Genomic DNA, 18,610 nt, shown 5'->3' on the forward strand with positions numbered 1-18,610 from the left:
CAGGTGGGCGGTCAGCGCGACGCGCTGCGCCCGGACGGGGCGCCGTCGCCGGCCCCCGCGAGGACGGCCTGCTCGGCGTCGAAGTCGCCCTCGTGCTCCTGCTCGATCTCGTCGGTCAGGTCCGTCAGGCCGGCCGCGAGCTCGCGCTCGAGACGCTCGTCGAGGCCCGACTTGGTGCCGAGCGGCACCTCCTTGAGGAACAGGACGCAGATCAGACCGATGACGGCGAGCGGCACGGCCACGAGGAAGATGTCGGCGATGCCGTCGCCGTAGGAGCGCTCGACCAGGTCACGCAGGGGGGCGGGCAGGGTGCTGACGTCGGGCACGGTGCCACCCGTCGCGTCGGTCGGCACGCCCATCTTGGCCAGGCCGTCCTGGATCGAGGTCGTGACCTTGCTCGCGAGGATCGCCCCCAGGACCGAGACGCCGATCGCGCCGCCCAGGGTGCGGAAGAACGCGACCGTCGAGGTGCCGGCACCCATCTCGGAGACGTCCAGGGTGTTCTGGACCGCGAGCACGAGGTTCTGCATGAGCATGCCCATGCTGGCGCCCAGGAAGAACAGGTAGACGCTGATGAGCACGAAGCTCGTCTGGTAGTCGATCGTCGACAGCGCGTAGAGCGACGCGACGAGGAACACGCCACCGGCGACCATGAATGCCTTGTAGCGCCCGGTGCGCGTGATGAGCTGGCCGATGAGCGTCGAGGCGACGAACGTCCCGATGATCATGGGGATCGTCAGCAGGCCCGACTCGGTCGCGGTCTTGCCGCGGGCCACCTGCATGTACTGGCTCAGGAAGACGGCCGTGCCGAACATCGCGACACCGACCGCGACGCTCGCGAGGACCGCGAGGACGAACGTGCGGTTCTTGAACAGGTGCAGCGGGATGATGGGCTCGACCGCGCTCTTCTCGACCAGGACCGCCGCGACCAGCGCGAGGACCGAGCCGACGACCATGACGGCGCTCTGCCACGAGACCCACTCGAAGTTGTTGCCCGCGAACGTGACCCACAGCAGCAGGGTCGAGACACCCGCGCTGATGAGCAGCGCGCCCCAGTAGTCGATCTTGACGATGCGGCGGGGGACGGGCGGCAGGTGCAGCGTGCGCTGGAGCACGACGATCGCGGCGATCGCGAACGGCAGGCCCACGAAGAAGTTGAGGCGCCAGCTCACGGTGTCCGTGAGGACACCGCCGAGGAGAGGGCCGCCGATCTGGCTCACGGCCATGATCGCGCCCATGAGGCCCATGTACTTGCCGCGCTCGCGCGGGGAGATGATGTCCGAGATCAGGACCATGGCCAGGGCCATGAGGCCACCGGCGCCGATGCCCTGGAGGGCGCGGAACGCGATGAGCGTGCCGACGTTCTGCGAGAGGCCCGCGAGGGCGGCCGCGACCACGGAGATGACGAGCGCGACCTGGATGAGGACCTTGCGGTTCGTCAGGTCGGCGAGCTTGCCCCAGATGGGCGTGGAGATGGTGGTCGTCAGCAGGGTCGCGGTGACGACCCAGGTGAACGACGACTGCGACCCCTCGAGGTCGCTGATGATCTTGGGGAGCGAGCTCGAGACCACGGAGGTCGCGAGGATCGAGACGAACATCCCGAGCAGGATGCCGGACAACGACTCCAGCACCTGCTTCCGGGTCATGGTGGTGGTAGCGCTCATACAGGTCTCACATTCATAGGTCGTGCTTCTTCGTCGAAACGTCGTGGCAAGGCCCGACGGCGGAGGTTGGGCCGGGTGGGCGGGGTCGCCCGGGGAGTGGTCAGGTGTGCGAGAGCGCCTCGGTGAGGCGCTCCAGGTGGCGGATCGCCTCCCGGAGCTGTTCGGGGGTCCAGCCCACGAACGTCTCGGCGGTACGGCTGGTGAGGAGCGCGAAGGTCTCCTCGACCTTGGCGCGTCCCGCGGGCGTGAGGGTCACGCTGCGGGCGCGACGGTCGTCGTCGCACGCGGTGCGCTCGACGAGGCCGGCCTCGGCGAGATGGGTCACCTGGCGGCTCGCGACCGACAGGTCGACCCGCAGGTGGTGCGCGAGCTCGGTGACCTGGAGGGGGCCGCAGCGCTGGAGGAGCCGGAGCGCTCCGAGCGAGGCCCGGGGGAAGTCGAGCTCGCGCGACAGGCGGGCCGAGACCTCGCGCTGGGCGCGGTTGAGCTCCTCGAGCGCGACCGTGAGCTCCATGACGGGGACGTCGAGGGGCTGGGTCGGGGAGGGGGTGGGGGGTGCCGCGTCGTCGAGGGGGGCGTCGAGCGACGGGGTGGTGGAGAGGGACACGCGAGAAGGCTCCTTAGTTGCTGCAAGCAACGATACTCCGAATGGTTGCTGAGGGCAATGGTTGCAGGGGGCATCTTCTGCGATCCGGTTCACGTGCGTCGGGCTGCTCCGCCGCGCCCGCGCGAGCCCCGCCGTCGGGCCCCTGCGTACGATCGAGAGGTGAGCGAACAACCGACCCCCACCCACCGCCCGCGCCGCCCCGCGATGCTCGACCCGCGCGACGCCGAGGAGCTCCCCGGGGAGATCGACCCCGCGCTGCGCGACCAGATCGCCCACACGACCGCGGCCGCGATCGTGCACGGCGCCCGCGCGTCCGAGGACCCCGAGGTCGTCGACCGGCTCATCCGGCTCGTCGAGACCGAAGGGCTCGACGTCGTCTCGGGACTCTGGGCCGACTCCGCCCCCTCGACGCTGCCCGGAGCCCTCTGGCGCCTGTACGTCCTGCGCGAGTGGGTGCGCCGCGACCCCGAGACCGTGACGCTGCGCTACCGGCTCGGCGTCGACGCGGCCCCCGTCCACGAGGTCGTCGCGGGCGTCGCGAGCCCGCCCGGACCCCAGGACGTGCGCGAGCTCGCCGACGCCGTGCTCTCGGGTGTGTTCGCCGGAGACCTCGCCGTGGCCCTCGAGCGGGCCGCCGCGTTCTGCCGCATCCTCGCCACGGGGGCCGCGTTCGACGCCGACACGCGCGAGGTCGCCGACCCGGACTCGGCGCTGCGCATGACGCGCGGCGCCTCGTCGCTGCTGCGCACCGCCGAGGAGCTCGAGCACGCCGCCGCGCTCTGGCGGGCCGACAAGCTGGACTGACGCTCCGCCGTCGGGCGTGCGGGAGCGGGGCGCGGTGCTCGCACGGTGCCGTCACCAGCCGGTTCGGAGGCTCCCGCCGAGCGGGCGTAGGATGAACGACGACGTCGGGTCGCGGTAGCCCCGGGCTCCAACATCAGCCGCTTCGAGCGGCCTTCGCGCCGACAGGCGCTCCCGGCCCGGCGTCGCCCCCCACCATGACGTGAGCCCCGTTCCGCCCTGCCCTGGCAGGCGTTCTCGGTGCTGCCGTCGGGGTGCCCGAGCGATTGAACGTTCAGGCGACAGTTCGGTTACATTTGACGGGCGTTAGGGATGCGTTAACGCGCACCTCGAGCGCTTCTCACCACAGCGTCACCTTCCAACAGAACACCTGTGACATCCAGGTGGCGATCGCTCTGAGCGGTCGTCATCTCGCCTGTGAAACCCCACCAGCGTCCAGCCCTTCCGGAGCCTCCCGTGCGCTTGCGCCTCACCCCGCGCGATACCTCGTTCTTCGACCTTCTCGCTGACTCCGCGCAGCACCTGGTCACCGGGGCAAACCTTCTCGCCGAGCTGCTCGGCGCAGACCGGCCCACCCGCAAGGAGCTCGCCAAGAAGCTGGCCGAGACCGAGCACCTGGCTGACGACGCGACGCACACGATCATGCGGCGCCTCAACCAGACGTTCGTCACGCCGTTCGACCGCGACGACATCTACGGCCTCGCCTCCGCGCTCGACGACTGCATGGACTACATGGAAGAGGCCGCGGACCTCATCGTCCTGTACAAGATCGACGAGCTGCCCGCACGCGTCTCCGAGCAGGTCCAGGTCCTCCAGCGCGCGGCCGAGCTGACCGCAGAGGCCATGCCGCGCCTGCGCTCGCTCAACGACCTCGCCGAGTACTGGGTCGAGGTCAACCGCCTCGAGAACCAGGCCGACAAGATCCACCGCAAGCTCCTCGCCGAGCTCTTCGACAACGTCGCCGACCCGATCCTCCTCATCAAGCTCAAGGAGGTCGTCGAGATCCTCGAGCAGGCCGCCGACGCGTTCGAGAAGGTCGCGAACACCGTCGAGACCATCGCGCTCAAGGAGTCCTGAGCTCCGTGGAATTCGCTCTTGTCGTCCTCGTCGTCGCGCTCGCGCTGAGCTTCGACTACACGAACGGATTCCACGACGCGGCCAACGCGATCGCGACGTCCGTCTCGACGCGCGCGCTCACCCCGCGCGCTGCCCTGCTCATGGCCGCGGTCATGAACTTCACCGGCGCGCTGCTCGGCACGGAGGTCGCGGAGACCATCGCGACCTCGATCGTCGACCTCCAGGACGTGCCATCGCACACGGCCCTGGTCGTGGTGCTGTGCGCCCTGATCGGGGCCATCGTCTGGAATCTCATCACCTGGTGGTTCGGGCTGCCGTCGTCCTCGACGCACGCCCTCATCGGTGGCCTCGTGGGCGCCGGCCTCGCCGGCGGGCTCGCGATCTACGGCCAGTCGATCATCGACAAGGTCGTCCTGCCGATGGTCTTCTCCCCGATCGTGGGCTTCGGCCTCGCGTTCGCCGTCATGGTCGGTCTGCTGTGGCTCTTCCGCCGCGCGGCGCCCTCCAAGACCACGCGCCGCTTCCGCCTCGCGCAGACCGTGTCCGCCGCAGCCATGGCCCTGGGCCACGGCCTCCAGGACGCGCAGAAGACCATGGGCGTCATCTTCATGGCGCTCCTCACGGTCGGCTGGGCCAGCCCCGACGAGGGCATCCCGCTGTGGGTCAAGCTCGCCGCAGCGGCCGCGATCTCCGCCGGGACGTACTCGGGCGGCTGGCGCATCATGCGGACCCTGGGACGCAAGATCATCGAGCTCGACCCGGCGCGCGGGTTCGTCGCCGAGTCCGTCTCCGCGATCGTGCTCTACGTCAACGCGTTCGCGCTGCACGCACCGGTCTCCACGACGCACACCATCACGTCCGCGATCATGGGTGTCGGCGCCACCAAGCGGCTGTCCGCCGTCCGGTGGGGCGTGGCGAAGAACATCGGCATCGCCTGGGTCCTGACCATCCCGGCCGCCGCCCTCGTGGCCGCGATCATGTACTGGATCCTGCACCCGATCCTGCTCTGAGGCTCCGCCTCGTCCGCGCGTTGCCAGGACCAGCGTGACCTTGAGGTCACGCTGGTCCTGCTGTTTCCGGGGGATCAGTTGTCAGAACTGAGCCGGGGGATACCCGGGTGTGCTTCTGACAACTTTGCTGGTGATGTGGCCTGACCGACGTTGCACTGCTTGGTTGTCAGAACTGAGCCGGGGGATACCCCGGTGTGCTTCTGACAACTACGCGGAAGTCTCCTGCGCTGCCGACCCGAGATGGTGCCGGAGGATGTCGTAGACCCGGTCCGGCTCCAACCGGACGGCACCAGCAGGGACCCTGACGACGATGTCCCGCCTGCTCGCGTCGAGCTCGGCCGTGCGCAACAGGTCCTCGTACCAACGGTCCGGATCGCTGTGGCCGATCCCGTCGACCTCGACCACCAACCGACGCCCGTCGCGGAGCCGCCACTCGATGTCGAGGTAGCGCTGGCGTCCCTGCGAGTCCTTGCGTCGCGCCTGCCGTTCAGGGGCGGGCAGGTCGCGCTCGCGGCAGAACCTGATGAAGTCGATCTCGGCCAAGGACTGCGAACCGCCGGCGATGTCGACGAGCGAGGTGCGCATGACGCTCCGGAAGCGGACGGCGCCCACCCGATCGAGCTGTTCGAAGAGCTCGTCGGTCGTGGCCAGCCCCTGCTGGACGGTGGCGGCGAGCAGACCGACGGCGGTGCGGGGGTGTCGTTGCCACGCAGCTGCGTCGACCGCAGCGCGCGGCGCCGTGTGGACAGGGAGCCCGAGGAACGGACGGATGTCCTCGGGCGCCGGGCGGCGAGACTCGTGGACGACGACGGCGGAGACTCGTGGGGGCCTCGCCCCACGAGCGACGACGATGTGGATCCCCGGCCGGGTCCAGCCCGTCAGCCCGCGCATCGACAGTGCGGACCACGAGCCGATGGCGACCGTCCCCTGTGCGCTCAGCACCGCGATCCATCGCCGGGCCGGCTCGGTGACAGGGCCGTTGTGAAGCAGGACGACATCGCGGGTTGCGAGCGTCCACCGTCGCGCAGCCAGCTGTGCGCTCACGTGGTCCCAGGAGACGCCCAGCCCCCGCAGCTGCTTCCGGGTCACCACTCCTTCCTGGTAGTGGTTGATCCGGTGCAGGCCCGGGACTGACTCCAACGCGTCCGACGTTCCGCTCATGCCGGGGATTCTTGGCGGCCGCGACGTCGGGCGTCAGGGGGGACGCGGTCGTCTGTGGACGAAGGACGCAGTGAGTGCGCGGTGCACGCCGTCGAACGGTGCGATTCCACCGCCGCCGGTTGTCAGAGCTCGCCCGGGGTATGGCCCGGCTCAGTTCTGACAACTGGAGCGGGTGAGCTGGGGATCACTGGGGTGCTCCGCCTGGGCATGAGTTGTCAGAGCTCGCCCGGGGTATGGCCCGGCTCAGTTCTGACAACAAAGCGGTGGCCGTCCCAGGTGCTCGGATTCGCTCCGAGCTTCCGAGCTTCCGAGCTTCCGAGCCTCCGAGCCTCCGAGCCTCTGGGCTCCCGAGGCGTACGAGCGAGCCCACTCCCTGGCTTCGACACAGGGACCGAGCACACACCACCGGCCCACCTCAGTGCAGCGGCGGCGCGACCTTCTCTGCCGCGAGCACGCGCGGCCCCTTGGGGGTGTCCGCGACGTGCGCCACGAGCATCTCTCCCGGCTCCAGGAACGGGTCCCGTGTCGGCAGGGCGTTGGCCACGGGGCGGCGTGAGTGCTGACCCAGGACGTCGAGGACCGTGGGCAGGACGGGCCGGTGCGTGCAGAGCACGGTCGACCGCTGCGACTCGAGCAGCTCGCGCACGGTGCGCGCAACCCGCGAGGGGGACCGCTCGTGCTGCGCCTCGGTCAGGTGGTCGATCGAGAGGGTCTCGAGCCGGGCGGCCTGCGCGTAGGGCGCGATGGTCTGGGCACAGCGGTCCCACTGGCTCGTCACCACGGTGTTGACCCCGTAGGCCGCGAGCACGGGGACCAGTGCGACGGACTGCGCGTGCCCGGCGGGCGTGAGCGGCCGGTCCTGCTCGGCCCCGTGCCATGCGGCCCGGGTCACGGCCTTGCCGTGCCGGGCGATCACGACGACGCGGGTCGAGAGCCGTCCGTGCGTGTACTCCTCGACGAGCGCGGCGAGCGGACCGCGGTCTGCCTTGCGGGTCACCCGGCGTGCGGCCTCCTCGACGCCGAGCCACTCGGTCGCGTCGATCTCGTCGGGCGACACCGGGGGCACGGGGGCGCGCGCGGCGAGCGGGCCCGCGTCGCGCACGCGCTTGGCCTGCTGCGCAGCCCAGTAGTGCACGCGCTTCACGCGCCCCTCCGGGGTCAGGTACTGCAGCCCGGGCAGCGGGACGCCGAGGATCACGGGCTTGCCGGTCTCCTCGGCGACCTCGCGCACGGCGGCGGTCTGGAAGGTCTCGCCCGGGTCGAGCTTGCCCTTGGGCCACGACCAGTCGTCGTAGCGCGGCCGGTGGACGAGCCGTACCTGCAGCTCACCGTCGCGCACGCGCCACACGAGCCCTCCCGCCGACTCGATCACGGGGGCGTGCGGGACGTGGGTGGGGCCGAGGGTGTCCACGAGCGGTGCGAACGAGGACGGAGAGCTCATTGACCCATGCCCAGACGACGGCGTTGTCGGGTGATGAGGGTCGACTGGATGTCGGTCAGGGCCCCGTCGGGTCCGGTCGAGTGCCGCACCCAGGTCCCGTCCGCCTGCAGGTGCCACGACGCGGTCCCGCTGTCCATCGAGATGTCGATGAGGTCGAGCAGGTTCGTGATCTGGTCCGGGTCGACGAGCCGCACGAGCGTCTCGACGCGGCGGTCGAGGTTCCGGTGCATGAGGTCGGCCGACCCGATGAAGACCTCGGGGCCGGACTCTGGGCCGTCCGCGATGGCCGGGCCGCCCGAGTTGGCGAACGCGAAGATGCGCGAGTGCTCGAGGAACCGGCCCAGGATGGACCGCACGCGGATGTTCTCGCTGAGCCCGGGCACCCCGGGGCGGATCGCGCAGATGCCGCGGACCACGAGGTCCACCTTCACCCCGGCCTGCGAGGCTCGGTACAGGGCGTCGATGATGGTCTCGTCGACGACCGAGTTGACCTTGAACTTGACCCACGCGTCGCGGCCCTCGCGGGCTGCGACGGCCTCGCGCTCGATCCGTTCGACGAGGCCCGAGCGCACCGAGCGGGGCGCGACGAGCAGCCGGTGGAACCTCGACTGGGGTGCGTAGCCGCTCAGCTGGTTGAACAGGCGCGTGAGGTCCTGGCCGACCTCGGGGTCCGCGGTGAGCAGCCCGAGGTCCGTGTAGAGGCGCGCGGTCTTGGGGTTGTAGTTGCCCGTGCCCACGTGGCAGTAGCGCACGAGCCCCTCGGGCTCCTGGCGGACCACGAGCGAGAGCTTGCAGTGCGTCTTGAGGCCGACGATCCCGTACACGACGTGCACGCCCGCCTGCTCGAGCTTGCGTGCCCACGAGATGTTGGCCTGCTCGTCGAAGCGCGCCTTGATCTCGACCAGGGCGAGGACCTGCTTGCCGGCCTCGGCCGCGTCGATCAGGGCGTCGACGATCGGCGAGTCGCCCGACGTCCGGTACAGCGTCTGCTTGATCGCGAGCACGTTGGGGTCCGCGGCAGCCTGCTGGAGGAACGTCTGGACCGAGGTCGAGAACGAGTCGTACGGGTGGTGCAGCAGGATGTCGCGCTCACGGATCGCGGCGAACACGTCGGTCGGGTTGGCGCTCTCCACCTCGGCGAGGAAACGGTGCGTGGTCGGCACGAACCGCGGGTAGTGCAGGTCCGCGCGGTCCAGGTCGGCGATGAGGTTGAGGCCCGTGAAGTCGAGCGGCGCGGGCAGCTTGTAGACCTCGTCGTCCGCGACGTCGAGCTCGCGCACGAGCAGCTGGCGGATGCGCGGGCTGATCCCGTCGGCGATCTCGAGGCGCACGGGCGGGCCGAACCGGCGACGCAGCAGCTCCTTCTCCATGGCCTGGAGCAGGTTCTCCGCGTCGTCCTCCTCGACCTCGACGTCCTCGTTGCGGGTCACGCGGAACGTGTGGTGCTCGCGCACCTCCATGCCCGGGAAGAGGTGGTCGAGGTGCTGGGAGATGACGTCCTCGAGCGGCACGAACGACGTGGGGCCCTTGTCGGGGTCTGCGGCCTGCGTGCTGGGTGCCGACGGGCGGCCGCGCGAGTCGACCGCGATGAAGCGCGGCAGCAGCGGCGGCACCTTGACGCGCGCGAAGTGCTCCTTGCCCGTCGTCGGGTTCACCACGACGACCGCGAGGTTGAGCGAGAGCCCCGAGATGTACGGGAAGGGGTGCGCGGGGTCCACGGCCAGGGGCGTGAGCACGGGGAAGATCTGCTTGCGGAAGAACTTGTGCAGGCGCTCCTGCTCGCGCGTGTCGAGGTCCTCCCAGCGCAGCAGCGAGATGCCCTCGGTCGCCAGCGCGGGCTGCACCTGGTCGGCGAACACCGCGGCGTGGCGGGCCATGAGCTCGTGCGCACGCTCGCTGATCGCGTCGAGCACCTGGCGCGGCGTGAGACCGGAGGCGGCCGTCACGGCGAGCCCGGTCGCGATGCGTCGCTTGAGCCCTGCGACCCGGACCATGAAGAACTCGTCGAGGTTCGACGCGAAGATCGCGAGGTAGCGCACGCGCTCCAGCAGGGGCTGGTTCTCGTCCTCGGCGAGCTCGAGCACGCGCTGGTTGAACGCGAGCCAGCTCAGCTCGCGGTCCGCGAACCGGTCGGCGGGCAGGGGCTCGGCACTGAGCACCTCCTTGTCGACGGTCCCCGTGACGGGCTCCTCCTCGGCGATGTGCTCGGCGATGTGCGCCGCGAGCTCAGGGTCGAGGGCGGGCCGGGGACGGGCGTCGCGAGAAGCCTCCGGCTGCTGGTCCGGGCGCGCGGGGGTCCGGACGCCGGGACGGACGGTGGAGTCGGTCATGGCTTCATGGTGGCATCACTCGGTGAACTTTGGGTGACGGGATGCACAGCCGCCGGGCCGTACTGCACGTCCACGGTGTCCTTGCCGAAGCCCGCGCCGAGGTAGGTGCGGGTCGCTGCGGTGTTGTCGCCGTCGACGTAGAGGACCGCGCGGTCGAGGCCCTGGGCCGCGAGGTGCGCGAGCCCGACGGCGGTCAGCACCTTCCCGAGCCCCTCGCCCTGGGCGTCGGGGTCGACGCCGACGACGTAGATCTCACCCTCGCGCACGGGCGCGTCCGAGGACCCGGCCTGGTCCGTGGGCACCTTGGTCCACAGGAACCCGGCGAGCGACCCGTCCTCGCGCTCGAGCAGGAAGAACCCCTCGGGGTCGAACCAGTCCTCGGCGAGCCGGGCGTCGAGGTCGGCCTGGGTCAGGCGGCCCTGCTCGGGGTGGTGCGCGAAGGCGCGCGCGTTGACGCGGAGCCAGGCCGCGTCGTCGGGCCCGGGGCGGAACGTGCGCAGTCGCAGGCCCGCGGGGACCTCGGGACGCTCCCACGTCCCCGGGCGCAGGTCCAGGCCCATCTTCCACAGCTCGCGCACGACGACGAGCCCCGCGTCGGCCGCGAACGCGCGCGCCGCGGGGAGGTCGCCGTGCGCCCACACGTGCAGCGTGCGGCCGTGCTGGCCGGGCTCGCCCGAGCGGGCGGGCAGGGTCGCGTCGCGCTGCGCGGTGCGCAGCAGCATGCGGCCGGTCCGACGCCGGCGCGCGGCCGGGTGCACCACGAGCTCGGCGCTCGCGACGTCCCCGCCGCGGTCGATCTGTGCGTACCCCGTGACGGTGCCCGCACCGTCGTACGCGACCACGTGCGTGAGGTCCTCGTCGTCGACGCCGAGGCGCAGGAGCGGCTGCTCGGAGAGGGGGGCGACGCCGTCGGACTCGCGGGCGGCGGCGGCCAGAGCGCGGACCTCGTCCGCGGTGGCCGGGTCGAGCGGGCCGATCTCGAGAGGGGAGTGCATGGCTCCATCCCATCACAACCGGGCGGACGCACCGGCTCAGGGCTGGGCCAGGTGCTCCGAGACGAACTCCAGCCCGTAGGGCAGACCCGCGTGGACCATGGCCCACGTGTGCCCCTGGCCGGGCTCCTCGCGCAGCGCGACGGTCTGACCGCGTTCGGTGAGGGCGGCGGCCAGCCGGCGGTTCGCCTCGCGGTCGAACCGCGGGGCCTCGGAACCGCCGTCGAGGAAGACCGCGACGGGCGCCGTGAAGTCCATGGTCGGGATGTAGCGGCTGGGGGAGTTGGCGTCGAGCTCCTCCTGGGTCGCGAGCATCGCGCGCCCGCCGCCGCCCGGGTCGCCGTAGGGCTCGAGGGCCATGATCGCGCTGAACGTGTCGAGGTGACGCAGGCCCAGGTTGAGCGCGCAGAACCCGCCGGACGACGCCCCGCCGATCGCGCGGTGGTCCCGGTCCGGGACCGTCGGGAAGGTCTTGTCGACCCACGGGATCACGACGTCGGTCACGTAGGTCTCGACCTGCGCGCCGCCCGTCGTGGAGTCCAGGCACTCGGTGTCGCGCGGGGAGGGACCGGTGCCGTTGACGTCGACCGCGACGAGGATCATGGGCTGGACGAGCTGCGCCGCGAGCAGCGTGTCCATGACGTTGGCGCTGTCGGCCGCCGCGAACCAGTCGCTCGGCTGTCCGGGGCTGCCGTGGAAGAGGTAGACGACGGGGTAGCGGGTCGGGGCTGACGGGTCGAAGCCCGGCGGCGTGTAGACCCACGTGATGCCGTCGGCCATGCGCAGGTCCGGGGCCGGCAGCGGCGTCGAGCTCACCGATCCCGTCGCCGACGAGCCCGTGCGCTCCGCGGGCTTGTCGCGATGGCTCGGCGGTGGATCGACGATCCCCCAGCCCGCCATCGTGGTGCGGAACGCCGCGGCGTTGGGGACGTAGCCCGCGTACGCGTTGACCGCGACCGTCACCGACAGGACCACGAGGAGCCCCGAGGCGACCGTCCCGACCCAGGCGCGCCACACGCCGCGCGGTCTGCCCGGACCACCTGCGTGGCGTGCTGTCCGTCGCCGCCGGTCCCAGACCACGAGCCCGGCGACCAGGACGCCGGCGGCCGCGAGCAGACCGACCGTCCACCACGAGGACACCCAGTCGCTGCGCCCCGCGAGCTCGCGCAGCACGGCAGGGGGGAGGGTCGGTGCGGTGTCGGGCTCGGGCAGCGGGACTGCGCCGGGGAGGGCGTAGGACGGACTCACCCCTCCAGGGTGCCCGCCGTGCACAGGTTCCACCGGGCGAACGCCCAGGTGGCCGCCAAGGTCCACGGGACGTTCACGGGGTGTCCCCACGCGTGCCGTCGCGCTGTGCGGTGCGTCACGGCCGTGCCGTGGATGAGTCCCGCGGCCCGCGCGGTTGGTACGGGTGTGAGCACCTCTGCACCGGCACACCACCTCTCGACGACCAGGCACATCGACCGGTCCCAGCCCGTCGACGTCGACGTCCTCGTGGTGGGCGCGGGGCAGGCCGGGCTCTCGGCCGCCTACCACCTGCGGCGGCGCGCCGGAGAGCGTCGTGTCCGTCACGGGCCTGCCGCTCACGCCGGTCTACGAGGCGGGGATCGCCTCGGGCGTCCTGCGTCGCCTGCCCATGTTCTCGCGCGTCGTGCCCGACGGCGTCGCGTGGGACGAGGGGGTCCGTCCCGACGGCGTGACGCACCAGGGCGCCGACGTGATCCTGTGGGCCACGGGCTTCCGGGCCGCGCTCGACCACCTCGGGCCGCTGGGGCTGCGCGGGCCGGGCGGCGGGATCGTCATGGACGGGCCGACCGTGGTCGCCGACCCGCGCGTCCAGCTCGTCGGGTACGGGCCGAGCGCGTCGACGATCGGGGCGAACCGCGCCGGCCGCGAGGCCGTGCGGGCCGTCCTGCGGGTGCTCGAGGGTGCCGCGCCTCGCGACGGTGCGGTGCCGCACGACCGTGCCCGGCCGGTGGTGCCGGGACGGGCGTGAGCCCCGCGCCGATACGCTGCCCGGGTGACTCCTGATCCTCTTCCCGGACCTGACGGCCCCCCCGTCGACCGCATCCAGCGGCGGACCGTCTCGGTCCTGGCCGCGAGCCAGGTCTTCGGCGGGATCGGGGTCGCGACCGGGATCTCGGTGAGCTCTCTGATCGCGTCCGAGCTGTCCGGCTCCGACGCGATCGCCGGGCTGGCGCAGACGACGGCCGTGGTCGGCGCCGCGCTCGTCGCCCTGCCGCTCTCGCGCCTTGCCGAGCGCCACGGCCGACGCCGGTCGCTCACGACGGGCTACGTCGTCGCCCTCCTGGGGGCCGCCCTCGCGGCGACCGCGACCCTGCTCCAGACCTGGCCGCTGCTGCTCGCCGGGATGCTGCTGTTCGGGGCGGGCTCGGCGACGGGTCTCGCCTCGCGCTTCACCGCGACCGACCTGGCCCGGCCCGAGCGGCGGGCCACCGACCTGTCCGTGGTGATCTGGGCGACGACGATCGGTTCGGTGCTCGGCCCCAACCTCGCCGGGGCGACCGAGAAGCTCGGTCTCCTGCCCGGCCCGGCCGGGGAGCACGGCGCGCACGGCACGTCGGCCGCACCCCTCCTCGTCGCAGCCCTGGCGTTCGCCGCGGCCGCCGCGTCCGTCTGGGTCCTGCTCCGTCCCGACCCGCTGCACGTGGCGGCCGCGCGAGCAGCGGCCGGATCCGCCGAGACCGCCGAGTCGCGGCCCGGGACGAGCGGGACCGGTGCGGGCGCTGCCGAGGAGGCTGCGCCGTCGGGCGGCGAGGAAGCACCTCCCGAGGCGGACGTGGTCGCCGCCCCGACCCCCGCGCGCCCCGGCTTCCGCGCGGGCCTCGCGGCCGGGTGGGCCGTGATCCGCGCGTCGGCGACCGCGCAGCTCGCGCTCGCGGCGATCGTCGTGAGCCACCTCGTGATGGTCGGGCTCATGTCCATGACCCCGGTGCACATGGGGCACGGCGGTGCGAGCCTCCAGGTCATCGGGATCGTCATCAGCGCGCACATCGCGGGCATGTACGTGCTCAGCCCCGTGATCGGGTGGGCTGCCGACCGGGTGGGGCACGCGCGCGTCCTCGCGGTGGGCGGGGTGGTCCTGCTGGCGTCGGCCGTGGTCATCGCGGGCGCGCCCCGCGACGACTCGGGACGGCTCACGGTCGGGCTCGTGCTGCTGGGCGTGGGCTGGTCGTGCGGGCTCGTCGCCGGCTCGGCGCTGCTCATCGACGCGACGCCGGCCGGGGACCGGACCCAGGTCCAGGGGCTCTCGGACTTCGCGATGAACCTCGGCGGCGCGCTCGGCGGGGTGCTCGCGGGGATCGTCATCGCGGTCTCGTCGTACGGCGCGCTCGCGTGGGGCGCCGCGGTGCTGCTCGTCGCGTACCTCGTGCTGGTCGCGGGACGGCTGCTGCGCGCGCCGCGCATCGCGGTCTGAGGCGCTGCGCAGCTTTCGCGCCCGGCGCGTCCGTGCCCGTGGGGGCTCGGCAGTCGTCTGGGCGTGGCAGGGAGGTGCTCGGGGCGCCCTTGCCCCTGGCAGGAGCCGTCAGCGCGCGCCGAGCTGCTTGTAGAAGATCGTCGTCGACACCAGTGCGCCGCCCGCGACCTTGGCGAACCCCGGGACGGCGCCGACCTCGGACCAGCCCCACCGGCGGTACAGCGACTCGGCGAGGCTGCCCGTCTCGGTGTCGAGCGTCAGGAGCGAGAGCCGCTCGGCCTTCGCGAAGCGCTCGATCGTGGCCATGAGTCCCGGGGCGAACTTGTTGCCGCGCGCCTGACGGTGGACCAGGAGCTTGACGACCTCGGCGCGGTGCGTGCCGTTGGCCTTGGACGTCAGGGCGAGCGACGCGGTCGCGACGATCCGACCCGAGTCGTCGCGCCCGACCCACGTGCGGTGGTCCGGGTCTGCGAGGAACGCCGACCACCACGCGGTCGCCTGCTCCTTGGTCGGCGCCTTGACCCAGCCGACGCTCGCGCCGCCCTGCACGCAGTCGATCAGCACGTCGGCGAGGCACGACAGGTCGGCCGTCCGGGCGGCGAGGCTGTCGAGGAGCGAGAGGCCGGCCGCGGGGGCTGCCGCAGGGCCCGGCCTGCCGGGCGCGCCCGGGCGGCCCGACCGGACGGCGGTCCCGCCGCGGGCGTTCGAGGAGACGAGTGCGCCACCACCGGGCGCGGGGAAGGTGAGAGGTTCGATCCGCATGGCCGTCACGGTAGCCACGGAGCGTTTCGGCCCCGTGAACGGCAGGGACTGTCCCTGTGTCCGGACGACCGTGAGTCCGAGGTCACTGCGGACCTGACGGCTCGTCGCCGCGCGCGGCGCGCACCGCGCGGGAAGACTGGGGCTCAACCTTCAGGAGGTCCCGTGTTCCTCAGCCTGCTCGCCGCCATCACCGCCGCGATCGGTTACGGCGTCAGCACCGTCATGCAGGCCGTCGCGGCCCGCCGCGCCCAGGGGCTCGCGGTGGTGCGGCAACCCCTCGTGATCCTCGCGTTCACGGTCGACCTCGTCGCGTGGCTCTTCTCGCTCGTGGCGCTCGACCACCTGCCGCTCTTCGTGGTCCAGGCCGTGCTCGCGAGCTCGCTCGTCGTGACGGTCCTGCTCGCCAAGGTGTTCCTCTCGGTGCCCATGCGACGGATCGACGTCGCCGCGATGGCGGCCATCGTGGCCGCGCTCGTGGTGCTCGGGATCGCGGGCGGGGAGCAGCCCGCGCCCGTGCCGCCCGACTGGTTCACGCCCGTGCTCATCGGGGTGGCCGCGGGCCTCGCGGTCATCGCGCTGATCTTCTACAAGGCCGGGACACCCGTGCTGCTCGCCGTGATCGGGGCCCTCGGGTACTCCGGGGCGGCCGTCGCGGCTCGAGGCGCGCACGCCTCGGGGGACATCTGGGACACGATCTTCCAGCCGCTCGCGATCGCGATCGTGCTGTTCGGGGTCGTGGGGGCGCTCGCGTACCTGCGCTCGCTCGAGCGCGGCAAGGTTGGGACGAACGCCGCGATCCTCTCGGTGGTCGAGGTCGTCGTCCCCGGGGCCGTGGGCATCGCGGTGCTCGGCGACACGATCCGCTCGGGCTGGGACCCCGCGGTCGCCGTCGCGGCGCTCGTCGCGCTCGCGGGCTGCGTGGTCCTCGCGACGAGCCCCGCGAACGAGGCGGCCGAGTCCGGGGAGGCGAGCGACGGCGTCGGGCCGTCGAAGGACGCGGCGGCAGAGCCCGCGTAGGGCGCTCTCGTCGAGGCCGGCGGGGCGCCGCGGCCCGACGGCAGTGCGCCCCACGTGTAGTGGCGTCACCCGGGGTGCGTCGGGGCCCCGGTCCCGGTGTGCCCGGCGCGCCGCCCAGCTCGGCGCGCCGGGCCGGGCTCAGTCCTCCGAGCCTGCCGGCTTCGCGAGCCCCGACGCGATGAGCGTCATGACGGACGAGTCCGCGAGCGTCGTCGCGTCCCCGACCGTGCGGTTCTCCGCGACGTCGCGCAGCAGGCGGCGCATGATCTTGCCCGAGCGCGTCTTGGGCAGCTCGGGGACCACGAGGATCTTGCGGGGCTTGGCGATGGGCCCGATCTCCTTGGCCACGTGGTTGCGCAGCTCGAGCTCGACGGCCGCGGCACCCTCCGGGTCCGCCGCGCGGGCCGCGTGCTCGCTGCGCAGGATGACGAACGCGACGACGGCCTGGCCGGTCAGCTCGTCCGTGGCGCCCACGACCGCGGCCTCGGCCACGAGCGGGTTCGAGACCAGCGCGGACTCGATCTCCGTGGTCGACAGGCGGTGGCCCGAGACGTTCATGACGTCGTCGACGCGGCCGAGCAGCCAGATGTCGCCGTCCTCGTCCTTCTTGGCGCCGTCGCCCGCGAAGTAGATGCCAGGGAACCGGGACCAGTAGGTGTCCTTGAAGCGCTCGAGGTCTCCCCAGATGCCGCGCAGCATGGACGGCCACGGCTCGGAGAGGACGAGGTAGCCCCCGCCGCCGTCGGGCACCGGCCGCGCGTTGTCGTCGACGACGTCCGCGACGATGCCCGGAAGCGGGACCTGCGCCGAGCCCGGCTTGGTCGCCGTGACGCCCGGCAGCGGCGAGATCATGATCGCGCCCGTCTCGGTCTGCCACCAGGTGTCGACGATCGGGGCCTTGTCGCCACCGATGACGCGGCGGTACCACATCCACGCCTCGGGGTTGATGGACTCCCCGACCGAGCCCAGGACGCGCAGGCTCGTGAGGTCGAACTTGTTCGGGATCTCCTCGCCCCACTTCATGCAGGCGCGGATCGCGGTGGGGGCGGTGTAGAAGATCGAGACCTTGTACTTCTCGATGATCTCCCACCAGCGGCCCTGGTGCGGGGAGTCGGGCGTGCCCTCGTAGATGACCTGGGTCGCGCCGTTGAGCAGCGGGCCGTAGGTCACGTAGGAGTGGCCCGTGACCCAGCCGATGTCCGCGGTGCACCAGTAGACGTCGGACTCGGCCTTGAGGTCGAACACGTTCTTGTGCGTGTACGCGGCCTGCGTCAGGTAGCCGCCGGTCGTGTGCAGGATGCCCTTGGGCTTCCCGGTGGTGCCGGACGTGTAGAGGATGAACAGCGGGTGCTCGGCCTCGACCCACACCGGGGTGTGCTGGATGTCGGCCGCCTCGAGGGCGTCGTGCCACCAGACGTCGCGTCCCTGCGTCCACTCGACGTCCTGCTCGGTGCGGCGCACCACCAGGACGTGCTCGACCGTGGTGGGCTCGGCGCCGTCCTTGGCTGCGAGGGCCTCGTCGACCGCGGGCTTGAGGGCTGACGCGGACCCGCGGCGGTAGCCACCGTCCGCGGTGATGACGACCTTGGCCTCGGCGTCGGCGATGCGGCTGCGCAGCGCATCGGCAGAGAACCCGCCGAACACCACCGAGTGCGGGGCGCCGATGCGGGCGCAGGCCAGCATGGCGACGACGGCCTCGACGATCATGGGCAGGTAGATGACGACGCGGTCGCCCGTGGTGACGCCGAGCGCGCCCAGCGCGTTGGCCGCGCGCGAGACCTCGCGCTGCAGGTCTGCGTACGTGACGGTGCGGGTGTCGCCGGGCTCGCCCTCGAAGTGGATCGCGACGCGGTCGCCGTTGCCGGCCTCGACGTGGCGGTCCACCGCGTTGTAGGCGGCGTTGAGCGTGCCGTCGCCGAACCAGCGCGCGACGGGTGCGTTCGACCAGTCGAGCGTCTCGGTGAACGGCGTCTTCCACGACACGAGCTCGGTGGCCTGGCGTGCCCAGAATGCGAGACGGTCGGCCTTGGCCTCCTCGTACAGCGCCGGCCGGGCGTTGGCCTGGGCGGCGAACTCGGGGCTCGGCGGGAAGCTGCGCTCCTCGTGGAGGAGGTTCTCCAGTCCCGTGGACTCGGGCTGCCCGTCGACCTGGTTCTCGGTGGCGGTCACATTCTCAGGCACTCTTACCTCCGGTGCGCATCGACTCTGGTGCGGGGGCTCATGACGTGAGATCCCCTCGGCCTGCGAGCGGCGCGGAGGGGTGCGAGACACGTCGAGCGACGGGGCCTGTCCTGCCCCGACTGGGCGAG

At 72.2% G+C, this 18,610-nt stretch carries 14 protein-coding genes and 1 pseudogene; 6 read left to right on the top strand and 9 right to left on the bottom strand.

Annotation, left to right across the window (positions count from 1 at the left end; translation table 11 throughout):
- Nucleotides 1-11 precede the first annotated feature (11 nt).
- Together H9641_RS02290 and H9641_RS02295 are read right to left on the bottom strand one after the other, a co-directional pair.
- Nucleotides 12-1,664, bottom strand: coding sequence for an MDR family MFS transporter (locus tag H9641_RS02290; protein ID WP_225219866.1), 1,653 nt, complete (start codon nt 1,662-1,664; stop codon nt 12-14).
- Between the two features lie 100 nt (nt 1,665-1,764).
- Nucleotides 1,765-2,271 carry a MarR family winged helix-turn-helix transcriptional regulator gene (locus H9641_RS02295; RefSeq protein ID WP_191800676.1) on the bottom strand — a complete coding sequence of 169 codons (507 nt, stop codon included), beginning with the start codon at nt 2,269-2,271 and terminating at the stop codon, nt 1,765-1,767.
- A gap of 204 nt (nt 2,272-2,475) precedes the next feature.
- Between H9641_RS02295 and H9641_RS02300 the strand changes: the two genes are divergently transcribed.
- The 3 genes from H9641_RS02300 (at nt 2,476) to H9641_RS02310 (ending at nt 5,159) form a co-directional block, all read left to right on the top strand.
- Nucleotides 2,476-3,075 (top strand): hypothetical protein, encoded by a 600-nt coding sequence (locus tag H9641_RS02300; RefSeq protein WP_191801101.1) that lies wholly within the window; start codon nt 2,476-2,478, stop codon nt 3,073-3,075.
- Between the two features lie 453 nt (nt 3,076-3,528).
- Entirely contained in the window at nt 3,529-4,149 is a 621-nt protein-coding gene (locus tag H9641_RS02305) for a DUF47 domain-containing protein (protein ID WP_056649187.1), read from the top strand.
- 5 nt (nt 4,150-4,154) lie between these two features.
- A complete protein-coding gene (locus tag H9641_RS02310) occupies nt 4,155-5,159 on the top strand; it encodes an inorganic phosphate transporter (protein WP_191800678.1) in 1,005 nt (334 codons plus the stop codon).
- Nucleotides 5,160-5,366: 207 nt separating this feature from the next.
- Here the strand turns inward: H9641_RS02310 and H9641_RS02315 are convergent, their stop codons facing one another.
- The 5 genes from H9641_RS02315 to H9641_RS20565 all read right to left on the bottom strand — a co-directional run bounded on the left by H9641_RS02315 (nt 5,367) and on the right by H9641_RS20565 (nt 12,331).
- On the bottom strand, nt 5,367-6,320 hold the full coding sequence (locus H9641_RS02315; RefSeq protein ID WP_191800680.1) for a PDDEXK family nuclease: 954 nt from the start codon (nt 6,318-6,320) through the stop codon (nt 5,367-5,369).
- A 415-nt stretch (nt 6,321-6,735) separates the two neighbouring features.
- Complete coding sequence (locus H9641_RS02320) at nt 6,736-7,761, bottom strand: NUDIX hydrolase (protein ID WP_191800682.1); 1,026 nt, start codon at nt 7,759-7,761, stop codon at nt 6,736-6,738.
- On the bottom strand, nt 7,758-10,091 hold the full coding sequence (locus tag H9641_RS02325; RefSeq protein ID WP_191800684.1) for an RNA degradosome polyphosphate kinase: 2,334 nt from the start codon (nt 10,089-10,091) through the stop codon (nt 7,758-7,760). The genes H9641_RS02320 and H9641_RS02325 overlap by 4 nt, the downstream gene beginning before the upstream one ends.
- Complete coding sequence (gene mshD / locus H9641_RS02330; RefSeq protein WP_191800686.1) at nt 10,088-11,086, bottom strand: mycothiol synthase; 999 nt, start codon at nt 11,084-11,086, stop codon at nt 10,088-10,090. Before mshD ends, H9641_RS02325 begins: the two co-directional genes overlap by 4 nt.
- 36 nt (nt 11,087-11,122) lie before the next feature.
- A complete protein-coding gene (locus H9641_RS20565) occupies nt 11,123-12,331 on the bottom strand; it encodes an alpha/beta hydrolase (protein WP_191800688.1) in 1,209 nt (402 codons plus the stop codon).
- A gap of 292 nt (nt 12,332-12,623) precedes the next feature.
- Between H9641_RS20565 and H9641_RS02340 the strand changes: the two are divergent.
- Nucleotides 12,624-13,079 (top strand): annotated as a pseudogene (locus H9641_RS02340) (hypothetical protein); the annotation flags it as partial.
- 24 nt (nt 13,080-13,103) lie between these two features.
- Entirely contained in the window at nt 13,104-14,522 is a 1,419-nt protein-coding gene (locus H9641_RS02345; protein ID WP_191800690.1) for an MFS transporter, read from the top strand.
- A 108-nt stretch (nt 14,523-14,630) separates the two neighbouring features.
- Here the strand turns inward: H9641_RS02345 and H9641_RS02350 are convergent, their stop codons facing one another.
- Entirely contained in the window at nt 14,631-15,284 is a 654-nt protein-coding gene (locus H9641_RS02350) for a GNAT family N-acetyltransferase (protein ID WP_191800692.1), read from the bottom strand.
- 162 nt (nt 15,285-15,446) lie between these two features.
- On the opposite strand from H9641_RS02350, the gene H9641_RS02355 reads away from it, so the two are divergent.
- Nucleotides 15,447-16,301: a hypothetical protein gene (locus H9641_RS02355; RefSeq protein WP_191800694.1), complete on the top strand. Its 855-nt coding sequence runs from the start codon at nt 15,447-15,449 to the stop codon at nt 16,299-16,301.
- 138 nt (nt 16,302-16,439) lie between these two features.
- Here H9641_RS02355 and acs read toward each other — a convergent pair whose 3' ends face one another.
- On the bottom strand, nt 16,440-18,470 hold the full coding sequence (acs, locus tag H9641_RS02360; RefSeq protein ID WP_191800697.1) for an acetate--CoA ligase: 2,031 nt from the start codon (nt 18,468-18,470) through the stop codon (nt 16,440-16,442).
- Nucleotides 18,471-18,610 lie beyond the last annotated feature (140 nt).

Origin of the sequence: Oerskovia merdavium (genome assembly GCF_014836755.1) — a bacterium.
GTDB lineage: Bacteria > Actinomycetota > Actinomycetes > Actinomycetales > Cellulomonadaceae > Oerskovia > Oerskovia merdavium.